Annotated in this window: 16 protein-coding genes; 12 read left to right on the forward strand and 4 right to left on the reverse strand. The window is 71.5% G+C overall.

The window, feature by feature from the left end:
* Positions 1 to 26 precede the first annotated feature (26 nt).
* Both ABZ887_RS30790 and ABZ887_RS30795 read left to right on the forward strand, forming a co-directional pair.
* Positions 27 to 1,244, forward strand: coding sequence for an alpha/beta hydrolase (locus ABZ887_RS30790; protein WP_361296171.1), 1,218 nt, complete (start codon positions 27 to 29; stop codon positions 1,242 to 1,244).
* A 67-nt stretch (positions 1,245 to 1,311) separates the two neighbouring features.
* Entirely contained in the window at positions 1,312 to 2,163 is an 852-nt protein-coding gene (locus ABZ887_RS30795) for a DUF4429 domain-containing protein (RefSeq protein WP_361296174.1), read from the forward strand.
* 110 nt (positions 2,164 to 2,273) lie between these two features.
* Here the strand turns inward: ABZ887_RS30795 and ABZ887_RS30800 are convergent, their stop codons facing one another.
* Complete coding sequence (locus ABZ887_RS30800; RefSeq protein WP_361296177.1) at positions 2,274 to 2,741, reverse strand: MerR family transcriptional regulator; 468 nt, start codon at positions 2,739 to 2,741, stop codon at positions 2,274 to 2,276.
* A gap of 97 nt (positions 2,742 to 2,838) precedes the next feature.
* Here ABZ887_RS30800 and ABZ887_RS30805 point away from each other — a divergent pair, with 97 nt between their 5' ends.
* The gene (locus tag ABZ887_RS30805; protein ID WP_361296180.1) at positions 2,839 to 3,309 is read left to right on the forward strand and encodes a GNAT family N-acetyltransferase; all 471 of its coding nucleotides are present in this window, start codon (positions 2,839 to 2,841) and stop codon (positions 3,307 to 3,309) included.
* Between the two features lie 19 nt (positions 3,310 to 3,328).
* Entirely contained in the window at positions 3,329 to 4,153 is an 825-nt protein-coding gene (locus ABZ887_RS30810; RefSeq protein WP_361296183.1) for a serine hydrolase domain-containing protein, read from the forward strand.
* Between the two features lie 177 nt (positions 4,154 to 4,330).
* On the opposite strand, the gene ABZ887_RS30815 is transcribed toward ABZ887_RS30810, so the two are convergent.
* The gene (locus ABZ887_RS30815; protein ID WP_361296342.1) at positions 4,331 to 4,984 is read right to left on the reverse strand and encodes a pirin family protein; all 654 of its coding nucleotides are present in this window, start codon (positions 4,982 to 4,984) and stop codon (positions 4,331 to 4,333) included.
* Between the two features lie 88 nt (positions 4,985 to 5,072).
* On the opposite strand from ABZ887_RS30815, the gene ABZ887_RS30820 reads away from it, so the two are divergent.
* The 5 genes from ABZ887_RS30820 to fabF all read left to right on the forward strand — a co-directional run bounded on the left by ABZ887_RS30820 (position 5,073) and on the right by fabF (position 10,008).
* The gene (locus ABZ887_RS30820; RefSeq protein WP_361296345.1) at positions 5,073 to 6,263 is read left to right on the forward strand and encodes a helix-turn-helix domain-containing protein; all 1,191 of its coding nucleotides are present in this window, start codon (positions 5,073 to 5,075) and stop codon (positions 6,261 to 6,263) included.
* Between the two features lie 89 nt (positions 6,264 to 6,352).
* Positions 6,353 to 7,273 carry an ACP S-malonyltransferase gene (locus ABZ887_RS30825; RefSeq protein ID WP_361296186.1) on the forward strand — a complete coding sequence of 307 codons (921 nt, stop codon included), beginning with the start codon at positions 6,353 to 6,355 and terminating at the stop codon, positions 7,271 to 7,273.
* Between the two features lie 17 nt (positions 7,274 to 7,290).
* Positions 7,291 to 8,322: a ketoacyl-ACP synthase III gene (locus tag ABZ887_RS30830; protein WP_361296189.1), complete on the forward strand. Its 1,032-nt coding sequence runs from the start codon at positions 7,291 to 7,293 to the stop codon at positions 8,320 to 8,322.
* Between the two features lie 89 nt (positions 8,323 to 8,411).
* Entirely contained in the window at positions 8,412 to 8,660 is a 249-nt protein-coding gene (locus tag ABZ887_RS30835; RefSeq protein ID WP_046425089.1) for an acyl carrier protein, read from the forward strand.
* An 85-nt stretch (positions 8,661 to 8,745) separates the two neighbouring features.
* Positions 8,746 to 10,008 carry a beta-ketoacyl-ACP synthase II gene (gene fabF / locus ABZ887_RS30840; protein WP_361296192.1) on the forward strand — a complete coding sequence of 421 codons (1,263 nt, stop codon included), beginning with the start codon at positions 8,746 to 8,748 and terminating at the stop codon, positions 10,006 to 10,008.
* A gap of 201 nt (positions 10,009 to 10,209) precedes the next feature.
* Here the strand turns inward: fabF and ABZ887_RS30845 are convergent, their stop codons facing one another.
* Positions 10,210 to 10,704, reverse strand: a complete 495-nt coding sequence (locus tag ABZ887_RS30845; RefSeq protein ID WP_093503479.1) for a DUF3145 domain-containing protein — start codon at positions 10,702 to 10,704, stop codon at positions 10,210 to 10,212.
* A gap of 253 nt (positions 10,705 to 10,957) precedes the next feature.
* Here ABZ887_RS30845 and ABZ887_RS30850 point away from each other — a divergent pair, with 253 nt between their 5' ends.
* The 3 genes from ABZ887_RS30850 to ABZ887_RS30860 all read left to right on the forward strand — a co-directional run bounded on the left by ABZ887_RS30850 (position 10,958) and on the right by ABZ887_RS30860 (position 14,409).
* Positions 10,958 to 11,857: an SGNH/GDSL hydrolase family protein gene (locus ABZ887_RS30850; RefSeq protein WP_361296196.1), complete on the forward strand. Its 900-nt coding sequence runs from the start codon at positions 10,958 to 10,960 to the stop codon at positions 11,855 to 11,857.
* 22 nt (positions 11,858 to 11,879) lie between these two features.
* Complete coding sequence (locus ABZ887_RS30855) at positions 11,880 to 12,854, forward strand: aldose epimerase family protein (protein WP_361296199.1); 975 nt, start codon at positions 11,880 to 11,882, stop codon at positions 12,852 to 12,854.
* A gap of 262 nt (positions 12,855 to 13,116) precedes the next feature.
* Positions 13,117 to 14,409, forward strand: a complete 1,293-nt coding sequence (locus ABZ887_RS30860; protein ID WP_361296202.1) for a pyroglutamyl peptidase — start codon at positions 13,117 to 13,119, stop codon at positions 14,407 to 14,409.
* Here the strand turns inward: ABZ887_RS30860 and ABZ887_RS30865 are convergent.
* Positions 14,399 to 15,187: an EI24 domain-containing protein gene (locus ABZ887_RS30865; RefSeq protein ID WP_361296205.1), complete on the reverse strand. Its 789-nt coding sequence runs from the start codon at positions 15,185 to 15,187 to the stop codon at positions 14,399 to 14,401. The two genes, ABZ887_RS30860 and ABZ887_RS30865, sit on opposite strands and share 11 nt — an antisense overlap.
* Positions 15,188 to 15,302: the final 115 nt, after the last annotated feature.

The following is a 15,302-nucleotide window of genomic DNA, read 5'->3' on the forward strand; positions in this document are numbered from 1 at the left end:
CTTCGTTCTCCTAGTGTGTCCTCCCAGTGACTTCCTTCGACACCTCCCCGCCTCTCAACGTCTGGCGCATGCTGCTTGCCCTGGCCGTCGTGTTCGTGATGCTCGCGACCACCGGCTGGACCGCCCTGCGCGCACACCGCGAGACCACCGCGCTGCAGGCCTCCCTCGCCAAGTGGGAGCACGGCAGCGTGCACGGCCTGCACCTGCCGGACCCGGAGGCGTCGCCCGCGCTCCTCACCCGGTTCTTCGCGTCGCTCACCACGCAGGAGCGCGACCGGCTCGTGCACCGCTACCCGCTCGCCGTGGGCAACATGAACGGCGCGCCGGTCGAACTGCGCTACCGCGCCAACGACATCGCCCTCGACCAGCAGCGCGTCGTCGAGAAGAAACGCATGCACGACCCACGGCTCAGCGCGGCCGGGCAACAGGACGCGGGCCGTCGTATGCACCGCTACGAGGCGCTGCTGGCGAAGGGTCGGCAGATCCTCGCCTTCGATCCGGACGGCAGCGGCCGGGTCGCGGAGTTGTTCGGCGACCTCGACAGGGCCGAGCGGATCTCCGTCGTCGTCCCCGGCGTCGACACCGACCTGCTCACCTTCCAGAAGACGTACCGCCAGTACACCGCGCCGGTCGGCATGGCCAGGGCGCTGTACCGGGCGGAGCGCACGGCGAGCCCCACGACCCGCACGGCGGTGATCGCCTGGGCCGACTACACCGCGCCCGACGGCCTCGGCGTGGGCGCGGCGACCGGGATGGCCGCCGAGCAGGGCGCCGTACGCCTCAACGCGCTGCTGCGCGCGCTGCCCGGCGACGCGCCGGTGTCGATGTTCTGCCACAGCTACGGCTCGGTGGTCTGCGGGGTGGCCGCGCACGCCATGCCGGACCGGGTGGCCGACATAGCGGTGGCCGCGAGCCCCGGGATGCGCGTCGAGAACGCCTCCCACCTGGGCACCTCGGCCCGGGTGTGGGCGATGCGGGACGCCTCGGACTGGATCCAGGACGTCCCCTATCTGGAGCTCGGCGGACTCGGCCACGGCGCCGACCCCGTCTCCTCCGCCTTCGGCGCCCGGGTGCTGTCGGCGCGCGACGCCCAGGGACACGCCGGTTACTTCGAGCCGGGCACGGACAGCCTGCGCAACCTCGCGGACGTCGGGGTCGGCGCATACGGCGCGGTGACCTGCGCCCACGACGATGACGGGTGCCGGGCGGGTTTGTCCGGCACGTTGATGGCCGGACGCGCGTAGAGACAGCAGGAAGTGCGGTATGCGCGGGGATGGGACTGGGAAGCACGTGCCGCATACGATGAGCCGCATGGGTGACGTACTGGCCGGATTTCATGCCGCCTGGGAGTTCGAGTCCGACTCCGTGCTCATCCGCTACGAACGGGGGATTCGAACACCCAAGCTGTTCCAGAGTCTGGGTGAACGCCGGGTGCCGCTCGCCGCGCTGGAGGGCGTGACGCTCACGCCGGGGAAGCGGGGCACGGTCGTGCTGAGGGCCGAACCGCGCCCCGGTGCCGACCCGCTCATCGAGGCGGCGGCCGGGCAGCTGAAGGACGGCAGCGACCCGTACCGGCTGGTGCTCCCGGCCGAGCGGGCGACCCTCGCCGAGTACTACGCCGACGAACTGCGCCCGCTGCTCACCGCGTCCGGCCCGGCGGAAAGGTTTCTCGTCGCCGCGCCCGAGGGTCCCCGGCAGTTCAAGGCCTACGACGGGAAGGCGACGTTCGACGGCAGCGCCGTGCACTTCCGGTGGTCGTGGACGGGCGCCTCCACGGCGAAGTGGAAGGCCGGCGACCAGAGCTTCGCGATCGCCGACCTGTCGGGGGTGGAGTGGCGGTCGCCGGAGGTCTTCGAGGGGCATCTGCGACTGCTGCGGCGCGACCTCGCGGGGGCGACGCCGACGGTCCCGGCGGACCAGGATCCGGCGACGGTGGTGTTCGGGCTGGGATACGGCCCGGTGCACGAGTCACTGCCGTTCGCGGCGGCGGTCCTGGAGGCGGTCCGGGCCAAGGGGGCCGCTGCGGTGCCGGCGCCGGCGGGGCGGCGGGATCCCGCCGACATCGCCGAGCGGATCCGGCATCTGGGGGAGCTGCATCGGGCGGGACTGGTCACCAATGAGGAGTTCGCCGCGAAGAAGGCGGAGTTGTTGGCGGAGCTTTAGCGGTTCTTTCGGGTGCGGGTGCGTGGGGGCTGGTCGCGCCCACGCGGCGGCAGCCGCACATTAAATACAGCCCCGCGCCCCTTACGGGGCGCCTATTGTGAGGGGCGTTTTCAGCTGCCGCCCGTCTCGTAGAAACTGATCTTTCGGTCCAGCACCGACAGGGTGTCGTGCAGTTCGGCGATCCTCGACACGACGTCTCTCCTCGTCTGCTCCAGCAGCTCGCGGCGCTCGGGGTACGTCGTCTCGCCCTCTCGTACCAGTTCCGCGTAGCGCACCATGTCCGCCACCGGCATGCCCGTCAGGCGGAGCTTGGTCACGAAGTCCAGCCAGTCCAGGTCGCGGTTGCTGTAGCGGCGCTGGCCGGTGTGGGAGCGGTCGATGTGGGACATCAGGCCGATCCGCTCGTACCAGCGCAGGGTGTGGGCCGTCAGGCCGGTGAAGGCGACGACCTCGCTGATCGTGTAGCGGTCCTGGCCCTCCGGACGCGGATGCCGCCGGGGTGGGGCGGAACAGACGTCGGCGGGTGTGCGGTCGGGCTGCTCGGTGGGGGCCGCGGTCGTGGTCTGCATCACCGTCATGCGCCAACGCTATGACCTTGGAGTGCACTCGAAGCAAGCGGAACCCGGTAAGAAATACGCGCGACGGGCAGGGTGGGCGGTGGCTAGCGTGCGGCGCATGAGTCTCGTACGCCGTGCCACGGCCGAGGACGCGACGGAAGTGCTGCGTCTGCGCCAGGTGATGATCGACGCGCTGCCCGGTGGGGACGGCTCCACAGAATGGCACGCCCAGGCGCGGCCGGAACTGGCGCGGAGGCTGGGCGCGCCGGACGGGGACTTCGCCGCGTTCGTCGTCGACCATCCGGACCGGCCGGGGACGCTGGCCGCGCTGGCCGCCGGGACCGTCGACTACCGGATCGGGAAGGCGCACAACCCGCACGGCCGCTCCGGGTACGTCTTCAGCGTGGCCACCGACCCGGACGCCCGGCGGCGCGGGTACGCGCGCGCGTGCATGGAGGAGCTGCTGGCGTGGTTCCGTGAGCGGGGTGCGGGCCAGGTGATGCTGACGGCGTCCGCCGAGGCCGAGCCCCTCTACGCCGCGCTGGGCTTCGTCCACAAGCCGGACCCCACGATGACCCTGGTGCTCTGAGCCGCTTAGGGTCGTGGGCATGTCCTTGAACAGCCTCGCGTCGATCGAGAACTGGCCCGTCCCCACCGCCGCGGCGGGTGCCGTACGCGCCGACGGGACGGTCCTCGGTGCGCACGGGCCGGTCGGGCACCGCTTCCCGCTGGCCTCCGTCACCAAGCCGCTCGCAGCGTACGCGGTGCTCGTCGCGTACGAGGAGGGGGCGGTCGAACTCGACGAACCGGCGGGGCCGGAGGGGGCGACCGTACGGCATCTGCTCGCGCACACCTCGGGGCTGGCCTTCGACGAGCACCGGGTGACGGCGCCGCCCGGGGAGCGGCGGCTGTACTCCAACGCCGGGTTCGAGGTGCTCGGGGACCATGTCGCCAAGGCGACGGAGATGCCGTTCGCCGAGTACGCCCGGCAGGCGGTGCTGGAGCCGCTGGGCATGACGGCGACGTCGCTGGAGGGCTCGCCGGCGAAGGACGGCGTGTCGTCGGTGTCGGACCTGCTGCGCTTCGCGGCGGAGTTGCAGGCGCCGAGGGTGCTGGATCCGCGGACGGTGGCGGAGGCGACGCTGACCGTCCAGTACCCGGGGACGAAGGGGGTGCTGCCGGGGTACGGGCACCAGAACCCGAACGACTGGGGGCTGGGCTTCGAGATCCGGGACGGCAAGGCTCCGCACTGGACGGGTTCCTCGTCCTCGCCGCGGACGTTCGGGCACTTCGGGCAGGCGGGGACGTTCCTGTGGGTGGACCCGGACGCGGGGCTGGCGTGTGTCGCGCTGACGGACAGGGCGTTCGGGCCCTGGGCGGTCGAGGCGTGGCCGACGTTCACGGACGCGGTCCTGACGGAGCTGCGCGGCTGAGGGGGCTGGGGCCGGGGGGTGGGGACGCTTACCGGCGCTGGCAGGGTGCCGCTGCGCCCACCCGTGCCGCCCTGCGGCACGCCTGCCCGCAGCTGAGTAGCCGTGAAGCGCCCCGTCAGGGGCGCGGGGAACTGCGCGAGCAACCCCCACCGGCCCGCGGCCGGACAACGACCGTCGTTACCCCGCCATTTCCCACAGCAACAACTCCGCCTCCGTGATCCCCGACGCGTCCAGGTCCTTCGCGTCAGCGATCCGTACGGAGTCTCCCGGCCCCAACGCCTCCCCACCGACCCGCACTTCCCCCCGCACCACGTGGACGTACACATACGCCCCGTCCGGCACCGCCGTCCGCTCCCCCGCCGTCAGGCGGCGGACGTGCAGCATCGCGGCGGCCTCCGGGACCGCGTACGGGGTCGAGTCGGCGATGCCGCGGACGATCTCGTACGACGGCTCGCCGCCGGGACGTACCGGGGCCAGCCACATCTGGACGAAGGTGAGGGGCAGTTCGCCGTCGTTGCGCTCCACGTGGCGCACGCCCCCCGCCGAACTCAGGCGCTGTACGTCCCCGTGCCGGACCACCGTCTCGTTGCCCGCCGAGTCGCGGTGCGTGAGCTCGCCCTCGACCACCCACGTCACGATCTCGGTGTGGCTGTGCGGGTGCTCGTCGAAGCCGGCGCCGGGGGGCAGGTGCTCCTCGTTGCAGGCGATGACCGCCCCGAAGCGCAGGTTGTCGGGGTCGTAGTGCGGGCCGAAGGAGAAGGCGTGCGACGACTCGATCCCGGTCGCCGGGTCGCCTCCCGGGTAGCGCTGCGCCGCGCGCCGTACGTCCATCACGGAACCACGGTAGACCGCAGTCGGCACCCGGCGGCGCACGCTCCCGTCCGGATAAGGCAGTCTTGTCCCCGTGCCCGAACCCGTAATGCGCAAGTCCGACCCCTCGGCTCGTCAGGTCCACCCGCACTCCGCGACCCTGAAGCGGCTGGAGAAGTCGTCCGGCAGCCTCGCCGCCCAGGCCATCGCACGCATGGACGAGACCCTGTCGTGGTACCGGGCCATGCCCCCGGAGAACCGCTCCTGGATCGGGCTCGTCGCCCAGGCGGGTATCGCGGCGTTCACCGAGTGGTTCCGGCACCCGGACGCCCCGCAGGCGATCTCGACGGACGTGTTCGGGACCGCGCCGCGGGAGCTGACCCGGGCGATCACCCTGCGGCAGACCGTGGAGATGGTGCGCACCACCATCGAGGTCATGGAGAGCGCGATCGACGAGGTCGCGGCGCCGGGCGACGAGGGCGTGCTGCGCGAGGCGCTGCTCGTGTACGCCCGGGAGATCGCCTTCGCCACCGCCCAGGTGTACGCCCAGGCCGCCGAGGCACGCGGTGCCTGGGACGCCCGGCTGGAGTCGCTGGTGGTCAATGCCGTGCTGAGCGGAGAGGCCGACGAGGGCGCGGTGAGCAGGGCCGCGGCCCTGGGGTGGAACTCGCCCGACCATGTGTGCGTGGTGCTCGGGACCGCGCCCGAGGGGGACAGCGAGCTGACCGTCGAGGCGATCCGGCGGGCCTCCCGGCACGCCAAGCTCCAGGTGCTGACCGGGGTGCTCGGGGACCGGCTCGTCGTCATCGCGGGCGGCAACGACAATCCGCTGGCCGTGGCCAAGTCGCTGATCGGGCCGTACGCCGCGGGACCGGTCGTCGCGGGGCCGGTGGTGCCGGATCTGCTGGCCGCCACGCGGTCCGCGCAGGCCGCCGCCGCGGGGCTCAAGGCCTGTTCCGCCTGGCAGGACGCGCCGCGGCCGGTGCTGGCGGACGATCTCCTTCCGGAGCGCGCCATCGCGGGCGATCCGAGCGCGCGCGAGCAGTTGGTGGAGGAGATCTACAGACCACTGGAAGAAGCCGGTTCGGCGCTGCTGGAAACGCTGAGCGTCTATCTGGAACAGGCGAGCAGCCTGGAAGGCGCGGCCCGGATGCTCTTCGTTCACCCGAACACCGTGCGCTACCGGCTCCGACGTGTGACTGACGTCACCGGATGGTCGCCGTCCGATGTACGATCCGCCTTCACACTGCGGATCGCGCTGATCCTGGGGCGTCTGGTCGATGGAGATCTCCAGCCATAGGATTTTGTCGAGGGTCCACAAAACCCCCTCGTGTTCTTCGTCCCTGTCCCCACGGGCGGCCGTGGCCGTCCCCAAGAGAGAGTGTGAGAGTGCTCGTACTCGTCGCTCCCGGCCAGGGCGCCCAGACCCCTGGCTTCCTGACCCCCTGGCTCGACCTTCCCGGTGTCGAGGGCCGTCTGCGTGCCTGGTCGGACGCCATCGGTCTCGACCTGGTGCACTACGGCACGGACGCCGACGCGGACGAGATCCGGGACACCGCGATCGCCCAGCCGCTGCTCGTAGCCGCCGGACTCGTCTCCGGTGCGGCACTCGGTGACATGGCGAACATCGCCCCAGGTGCGGTCGCCGGGCACAGCGTCGGTGAGATCACCGCCGCCGCCTTCGCGGGCGTCCTGGACGACACCGCCGCGCTGACCCTGGTGCGCAGGCGCGGGCTCGCGATGGCCGAGGCCGCCGCGATCACCGAGACCGGCATGTCGGCGCTGCTCGGCGGCGACCCGGAGGTCTCCGTCGCGCACCTGGAGAAGCTCGGTCTGACCCCGGCGAACATCAACGGCGCGGGCCAGATCGTCGCGGCGGGCACCCTGGAGCAGCTCGCGGCACTCAGCGAGGACAAGCCCGAGGGCGTCCGCAAGGTCGTCGCCCTCAAGGTCGCCGGCGCCTTCCACACGCACCACATGGGCCCGGCCGTCGAGAAGCTGGCCGAGGCCGCCGGGGAACTCGCCCCGCTCGACCCGAAGTTCACCTACGTCTCGAACAAGGACGGGCAGAGCGTCGCGTCCGGCGCCGAGATCGTGGAGCGCCTGGTCGGCCAGGTCGCCAACCCGGTCCGCTGGGACCTGTGCATGGAGACCTTCAAGGAGCTCGGCGTCACCGCCCTCCTGGAGGTGTGCCCCGGCGGCACCCTGACCGGCCTCGCCAAGCGCGCCCTGCCCGGCGTGCAGACGCTGGCCCTGAAGACCCCCGACGACCTCGACGCGGCCCGCGAGCTCATCGCCGAGCACAGCTGAGTTAGGAGCCCACTGCGATGTCGAAGATCAAGCCCAGCAAGGGTGCCCCGTACGCGCGCATCCTCGGTGTCGGCGGCTACCGCCCGACCCGCGTGGTGCCGAACGAGGTGATCCTCGAGACGATCGACTCCTCCGACGAGTGGATCCGGTCGCGCTCGGGCATCGAGACCCGGCACTGGGCGGGCCCGGACGAGACCGTGGCCGCGATGTCGATCGAGGCCTCCGGCAAGGCGATCGCCGATGCGGGTATCTCCGCCGAGCAGATCGGCGCCGTGGTCGTCTCGACCGTCTCGCACTTCAGCCAGACCCCGGCCGTAGCCACCGAGATCGCCGACAAGCTCGGCACGAACAAGGCGGCCGCCTTCGACATCTCCGCCGGCTGCGCGGGCTTCGGCTACGGCCTGACGCTCGCCAAGGGCATGGTGGTGGAAGGTTCCGCCGAGTACGTGCTCGTGATCGGCGTGGAGCGGCTCAGCGACCTCACCGACCTGGAGGACCGGGCCACCGCCTTCCTGTTCGGCGACGGCGCGGGCGCGGTCGTGGTCGGCCCCTCGCAGGAGCCGGCGATCGGCCCGACGGTCTGGGGCTCCGAGGGCGACAAGTCCGAGACCATCAAGCAGACCGTGCCGTGGGACCGTTTCCGGATCGGCGACGTGTCCGAGCTTCCGCTCGACAGCCAGGGCAACGTCAAGTTCCCGGCGATCACGCAGGAGGGCCAGGCGGTGTTCCGCTGGGCCGTGTTCGAGATGGCGAAGGTCGCCAAGGAGGCGCTGGACGCCGCCGGACTCACTGCGGACGACCTGGACGTCTTCATCCCGCACCAGGCCAATGTGCGGATCATCGACTCGATGGTGAAGACTCTCAAGCTGCCGGAGCATGTCACGGTCGCCCGTGACATCCGCACCACCGGCAACACCTCGGCCGCCTCGATCCCGCTCGCTATGGAGCGGCTCCTGGCGACCGGCGAGGCGAAGAGCGGCGACACCGCGCTCGTCATCGGGTTCGGGGCGGGTCTCGTCTACGCCGCCACTGTCGTTACCCTCCCCTAGGCACTCCGTGCCGGATCATGCATCCGGTGCGGGACGCCGCCAGCACCACCGCAGCAACCGTCTGGAACATCTAAGAAGGAGCGCCTGACATGGCCGCCACTCAGGAAGAGATCGTCGAAGGTCTCGCCGAGATCGTGAACGAGATCGCCGGCATCCCGGTTGAGGACGTCCAGCTGGACAAGTCCTTCACCGACGACCTGGACGTCGACTCGCTGTCCATGGTCGAGGTCGTCGTCGCCGCCGAAGAGCGCTTCGACGTCAAGATCCCGGACGAGGACGTCAAGAACCTCAAGACCGTCGGCGACGCGACCGACTACATCCTCAAGCACCAGGCCTGAGGCGATTAACTAGCCTCCGGCTGCAATGCCCCGCCACCCGGCGGTGGCGCCGTCGAATCCCGTATCCGTTGGAGAAAGAATTCCCGTGAGCCCGACCAATCGCACCGTGGTCGTCACCGGTATCGGCGCAACCACACCGCTGGGTGGCGACGCAGCTTCGTTCTGGGAGGCCCTGGTCGCCGGCAAGTCCGGCGTCCGCCTCCTGGAGCAGGACTGGGCGGCCGAGCTGCCCGTCCGTATCGCGGCGCAGATCGCCGTCGAACCGGGCGAGATCATCCCCCGTCCGCAGGCCCGCAAGCTGGACCGGTCCGCGCAGTTCGCGCTGATCGCCGCCAAGGAGGCCTGGAAGGACGCCGGTTTCACCGCCAAGGCCGGTGAGGACGCGTCCGCCGACCCCGACCGGGTCGGCGCCGTCATCGCCTCCGGCATCGGCGGTGTCACGACCCTGCTGGACCAGTACGACGTGCTCAAGGAGAAGGGCGTACGCCGTGTCTCCCCGCACACCGTGCCGATGCTGATGCCCAACTCGCCGGCCGCCAACGTCGGTATCGAGCTGGGTGCGCGGGCCGGTGTGCACACGCCCGTGTCGGCCTGCGCCTCCGGCGCCGAGGCCATCGGGTACGCCATCGAGATGATCCGCACCGGCCGTGCGGACGTCGTCGTGGCCGGCGGCACGGAGGCCGCGGTGCACCCGCTGCCGATCGCCGCGTTCGGCAACATGATGGCGATGTCCAAGAACAACGACGACCCCGAGGGTGCGTCGCGTCCCTACGACTCCGGCCGTGACGGCTTCGTCCTCGGTGAGGGCGCGGGCGTGATCGTCCTGGAGTCCGAGGAGCACGCGAAGGCGCGCGGGGCGCGCATCTACGCCGAGGCGGTCGGCCAGGGCATCTCGGCCGACGCGCACCACATCACGCAGCCGGAGCCCTCGGGCAACGGCATCGCGCACGCGCTGCAGAACCTGCTGGACAGCACGGATCTGAAGCCGGCCGAGATCGTGCACGTCAACGCGCACGCGACGTCGACGCCGCAGGGTGACGTGGCCGAGATCAAGGCGCTGCGGAAGGTGTTCGGCGACGACGTCGACCACATGGCGATCTCCGCGACCAAGTCGATGACCGGTCACCTGCTGGGTGGTGCCGGCGGTATCGAGACCGTCGCGTCGATCCTGGCCCTGGTGAACCGGACGGCTCCGCCGACCATCAACCTCGACGACCTCGACCCCGAGGTCAACGCGGACGTGGTGCGGGGTGAGGCCCGGCAGCTGCCCGAGGGGCGGATCGCCGCGCTGAACGACTCGTTCGGCTTCGGCGGACACAACGTGGTGCTCGCGTTCAGGACCGTGTGAGAAACGTTGCGCTAACGCTTGTGGCCCGGACTCCCTTGGATGGAGTTCGGGCCACAGTGCGTTTCGTTGTCGGCCGACGGCCCGGTGGGGGCTGGTCGCGCAGTTCCCCGCGCCCCTAACGGGGCGCGGCCGAGCGCCCTGCTTTTAGGGGCGCGGGGAACTGCGCGACCAGCCACGACGGCGCCGCAGATGACACGGTGCTCAGACCACCTGGTGGAGCCACCGCACCGGCGCGCCCTCGCCCGCGTAGCGGAACGGCTCCAGTTCGTCGTCCCACGGCTTGCCGAGCAGCTTGGCGATCTCGGCCTCCAGGGCCGTCTCCCCGCGCTGTGAGCGGGTCAGGGCGGCCCTCAGGCGGTCCTCCGGGATGAGGATGTCGCCGTGGATGCCGGTGACCGCGTGGAAGATGCCGAGGTCGGGGGTGCAGCTGTAGCGCTCGCCCTCGGCCTTCGCGCAGGGCTCGGCCGTGACCTCGAAGCGGAGCAGGTGCCAGCCGCGCAGCGCGGACGCCAGTTTGGAGGCGGTGCCGACCTCGCCCTGCCAGGAGAACTCGGAGCGCCAGGTGCCGGGTGCGGCCGGCTGGCGGATCCAGTCGAGGTTGACGCGCGTGCCGAGCACCCCGGCGACGGCCCACTCGACGTGCGGGCACAGCGCGCGCGGCGCGGAGTGCACGTACAGAACTCCACGTGTCGTCACCGGAACCTCCGGGCAGAGCGGGACATCTTGCTGACTGGCTGGCGGCAGTGGCACGACGGCCGCGTTGATGGCGAGGCTACCGTGCGGTGGCGCAAGGAGTGTGACGTACCGTCGGTCCCACTGCCAGGAAACCCCCGCCATTCACCCAGGGGGACGCTTGTACGGGGGTCGTCCGTTGCAGCGCGCGGGGCGGGAACTCCCGTGCGTTGTTATGAAGGGGGACGAACAGGACGACGGAGAGGACCGACGGGGTATGCGCAAGCAGCGACGCCGGCGTTCGCGTGCCCTGGCAGGCGCCGTCGCCGTCACCGCCGCGCTGGGGGTGGCCGGGTGCGATGCCCTGGGGGGTTCCTCGGGCGCGGCCGGGAGCGGGAAGACCCGGGCCGCCCGGACCGTGCAGGTGTGGGACCGCAGCCCGGCCTCGATCGCGGCCGTCGGCGACTCCATCACGCGCGGTTTCGACGCCTGCACGGTGCTCTCGGACTGCCCGGAGGTGTCCTGGGCGACCGGCACCAGCGACCAGGTGGACAGTCTGGCGGTACGGCTGCTGGGCCGGGCGAAGGCGGCCGACCACAGCTGGAACTACGCGGAGACCGGTGCCCGGATGGCCGACCTGCCGGGGCAGATGGCCGACGCGGTCGCGCGCAGGCCGCAGTTGGTGACGGTGATGGCGGGGGCGAACGACGCGTGTCGTACGTCGGTGCGGGCGATGACCTCGGTGGCGGACTTCCGCAGCGAGTTCGAGGACGCGCTGGGCACCCTGCGCAAGGCGCTGCCGAAGACCCAGGTGTACGTGTCCAGCGTGCCGAACCTGAAGCGGCTGTGGTCCGAGGGGCGGACCAATCCGCTGGGCAAGCAGGTGTGGAAGCTGGGCATCTGCCCGTCCATGCTGGCCGACGCGGACGATCTGACCAGTGCGGCGACCGTGCGCCGGGACAAGGTGCAGCAGCGGGTCGAGGAGTACAACAAGGTGCTGGAGGAGGTCTGCGCCAAGGACCGGCGGTGCCGGTTCGACGGCGGGGCGGTGTACGCGTACCGCTTCGGGACCGACCAGTTGAGCCACTGGGACTGGTTCCATCCGAGCACCGACGGCCAGTCGAAGCTCGCGGCGATCGCCTACCGGACCATCACCGCCAAGGAGCCGGTGGACTAGACCCTTGGCTTAGGGTTTCCCCATGAGCGAACTTTTCGGCACACTTCCCGACGGCACCGCGGTGCACCGCTGGACGCTGGAGCGCGCGGGGACCCGGGTGCGGGTGCTGACGTACGGCGGGATCGTGCAGTCGGTCGAGGTCCCGGACCGGGGAGGGCGGCCGGCGGACGTGGTGCTGGGGTTCGCGGGTCTGGACGGCTACCTGGAGAACCCCGGGCCGTACCTCGGTGCCCTGGTCGGCCGGTACGCCAACCGCATCGCGCACGCCCGCTTCCCGCTGGACGGCGTGACCTACGCCCTGGAGCCGAACAACGGGCCCAACTCCCTGCACGGCGGCGCCCGCGGCTTCGACAAGCGGGTGTGGGAGGCGGTGGCCGTCGAGCACGGGGTGCGGCTGTCGCGGGTGAGTCCGCACGGGGAGGAGGGGTTCCCGGGCCGGCTGGCGGTCACCGTGACGTACACGCTGGACTCCTCCGGCGCGCTGCACATCTCCTACGAGGCGGTCACCGACGCGCCGACCGTCGTGAACCTCACCAACCACAGCTACTTCAACCTGGCGGGCTCCGGGAACGCGGGCGGCCACGAGCTGCGGATCGCGGCCTCGCGCTACACCCCCGTCGACGGGGACCTGATCCCGACGGGAGAGCCGGCGGACGTCTCCGGCTCCCGTTTCGACTTCCGTACGGCCCGCAAGGTCGGCTCCGGCTACGACCACAACCTCGTCCTCGACAAGGGCGTGACCGCGGCTCCCGTGGAGATCGCCGAGCTGCACGACCCGGCGTCCGGCCGCACCCTCACCGTGGCGACCACTGAACCCGGCGTCCAGCTGTACACCGCCGAGCACCTGTCCGCGCCCTTCGCCCCCGGCGACGGTGTCGCCCTGGAGACCCAGCACTTCCCGGACTCCCCCAACCGCCCCGGGTTCCCGAGCACGCGGCTGGACCCGGGCGGGACCTACCGCTCGGAGACGGTGTACGGCTTCGGGGTGCGCGACTGACGCCACCGGCACGCAAGCCCCGGTCCAGGGGTCAGGTCCCGGACCGGGGCTGCTCAAGGGGGACTCGTCCCGCCTCCGACCTTAGCCGTGGCTGTGCGCCGACGGCCGATCATCGGGCGCCGCGCCGCGATCTCGTACGAACCCTTCACAAACACCCACGGGTCCGCGGGGGCGGTTCATGGTGTAGACCACATCGCGGCTCACACGCGATACTGCGGCCGTCCGGCACCACGCACCCCACTGCGACGGAAGGCCAACTCCCTTGAGTTCCCTACGTGTTCGGATCGGCGTTCTCGGAATCGTGCTGCTGGCCGGGGCGCTCGCGCCCACCGCGGCGCAGGCCACGGCCGCCCCCTCCCCCACCGTCGAGGAGCAGCGGCTGGACCAGGCGGTGCCGCAGGAGATACTCCGGCGGTCCGGGTTCGACGACGTGGCACCGGAGTTCGCACGGGCGCTGCAGAGCGCGCACTCCTACGCCGAGGCCCGGCAGGTCGTGCAGCGGCAGGGGTCGGTGCTGTGGCGGCGGGCCGTGGAGCGGGCGCAGGGACGGGGGCCGGCCGAATCAAAAGGGCGCGAAGCGCTTCCTTACAAGGGTGGTGGCGGGCGACGGGTGGGCCTGAGCCGGGACGACGACCGGCCGCTGTACTGGGCGCGGCTCGGGATGACCCGCCAGGTGCGCACCTGGGAGCCCGGGTTCGGGGTGAGCGAGCGGCAGCGGGCGGCCCTGCTGAACGCGTTGGAGCGGACCTCGCGCGGGCAGACCGACATCCGGTATCCGGGGAAGGGCCTCCGGCGGATCCTCGTCACCGGGTTCGACCCGTTCACGCTGGACCGGGACATCCGGATCTCCAATCCGTCCGGGGCGAGCGCGCTGGCCCTCGACGGGACGGTGATCGAGACCGACGAGGGGCCCGCGCGGGTCGAGACGGCCGTGTTCCCGGTGCGCTGGGCCGACTTCGCGGCGGGCACGGTGGAGCGGACCCTGCGGCCGTACCTGCCGAAGGTGGACCTGTTCACGACGGTGAGCCAGGGGCGGGTCGGGCGGTTCGACGTGGAGCGGACGAACGGGGCCTGGCGGGGCGGGTTCCCCGACAACGACAACATCGGCCGGACCGAGACCGTCCCGGTCACCGACCCGGCCTCGCAGCCGCAGTGGACGACCACCACCCTCCCGTACGCCGCGATCGCGGCGGCGGACACGGGGCGTTTCCCGGTGTACGACCACACCGAGGTGACCGAGATACCCGCGGGCGGGACCGACCCCGTCGTACGGGCGGACGGGCCGACCGCCGGGTCGACGGCGCGGGCCGGAGGGGGCGGGAACTACCTCTCCAACGAGATCGCCTACCGGGCCACCCTGCTGCGCGACCGCCTCGGGCTGCACGACACGCTGCCCGGCGGGCATGTGCACACCCCCGTGCTGCAGTTCGGTGCCGGGAACACCACGGAGGTGACCGACCCTGAGTTCGTGCGGAACCGGGTGGACATCATCGACCAGGTGCGGGCGATCCTGACCGTGGCGGCGGACGCGTCCTTCAGGCCGCTCAGGAAGTGACGGGGTCGCCGGCCCGCTCGTCCTCCTCGGCCGTCTCCTCGCCCAGCAGGTCACGGGCGAGGAAGGTGGCGCCCGCGACCGCGCCCGGCATCAGGAACACCGCGACGAACGGGACCAGGAAGGCCAGGCCCAGCGGGGTGCCGAAGCCCCACACCAGGGTCCTGCGGGAGCGCAGCAGGGCGAGCCGGGCGCGCAGGTCGACGCCCCGGCGCTGGAGGGCGACGGCGGCGAGTTCCTCGGTGAGGAAGAAGCCGGTCACGAGGAAGCCGGCGACGGGCACGGCGGTCTGCCCGACGAGGGGCAGGAAGCCGAGGGCGAAGAGCAGCAGGCCCCAGAGGCAGGCCCGGACCAGGATGCGCAGGCTGTCCCGGGCCGAGATCCACAGCTCGCGCCAGAACGGCAGCCCGGACTCGGGCGCGGTGCCGTCGGGCGAGACGTCCGCGTCGACCTTCTCGGAGAGGTTCTCGTAGAACGGCTGGCCGATCAGCAGCGTCACCGCGGTGAAGGTGACGACGGCCAGCAGGAGGCCGAGAGCGAACAGGACGGCGGTGAGGAGGCCGCGGAAGAGGCCGCGCCAGGGGCTGGACCAGTCGTCGGCGAACGGGGTGGCCCAGCCGACGAAGTCCTGCCCCCATATCGCGAGGGCGACCAGGGCCGCTATGTAGAGGACCAGGGTGATCAGGCCGGGCAGCAGACCGAAACCGAACTGCTTGCCGTGCCGGCCGACCCATCGCTGGCCCTTGAGGAGATATCCGAAACCCGCCCCGAGATCACGCATGGCGAAAACTTTACCGGGGGCCGGGCGGGGCACCGTGGGGCCGGGTACGCCCCCTGTGCCGCTGTTGAGTCGAACGGGTACGTCCCGCCGTACCGATCTCAGGAACCGGCAGACT

This window comes from Streptomyces sp. NPDC047061, from assembly GCF_040643955.1.
Classification (GTDB): Bacteria; Actinomycetota; Actinomycetes; order Streptomycetales; family Streptomycetaceae; genus Streptomyces.

Coding starts and splice junctions, on each gene's coding strand:
- ABZ887_RS30795 (WP_361296174.1), top strand. CDS start 1,312: ATGGGTGACGTACTGGCCGGATTTCATGCCGCCTGGGAGTTCGAGTCC.
- ABZ887_RS30800 (WP_361296177.1), bottom strand. CDS start 2,741: ATGACGGTGATGCAGACCACGACCGCGGCCCCCACCGAGCAGCCCGAC.
- ABZ887_RS30805 (WP_361296180.1), top strand. CDS start 2,839: ATGAGTCTCGTACGCCGTGCCACGGCCGAGGACGCGACGGAAGTGCTG.
- ABZ887_RS30810 (WP_361296183.1), top strand. CDS start 3,329: ATGTCCTTGAACAGCCTCGCGTCGATCGAGAACTGGCCCGTCCCCACC.
- ABZ887_RS30815 (WP_361296342.1), bottom strand. CDS start 4,984: ATGGACGTACGGCGCGCGGCGCAGCGCTACCCGGGAGGCGACCCGGCG.
- ABZ887_RS30820 (WP_361296345.1), top strand. CDS start 5,073: ATGCGCAAGTCCGACCCCTCGGCTCGTCAGGTCCACCCGCACTCCGCG.
- ABZ887_RS30830 (WP_361296189.1), top strand. CDS start 7,291: ATGTCGAAGATCAAGCCCAGCAAGGGTGCCCCGTACGCGCGCATCCTC.
- ABZ887_RS30835 (WP_046425089.1), top strand. CDS start 8,412: ATGGCCGCCACTCAGGAAGAGATCGTCGAAGGTCTCGCCGAGATCGTG.
- ABZ887_RS30850 (WP_361296196.1), top strand. CDS start 10,958: ATGCGCAAGCAGCGACGCCGGCGTTCGCGTGCCCTGGCAGGCGCCGTC.
- ABZ887_RS30855 (WP_361296199.1), top strand. CDS start 11,880: ATGAGCGAACTTTTCGGCACACTTCCCGACGGCACCGCGGTGCACCGC.
- ABZ887_RS30865 (WP_361296205.1), bottom strand. CDS start 15,187: ATGCGTGATCTCGGGGCGGGTTTCGGATATCTCCTCAAGGGCCAGCGA.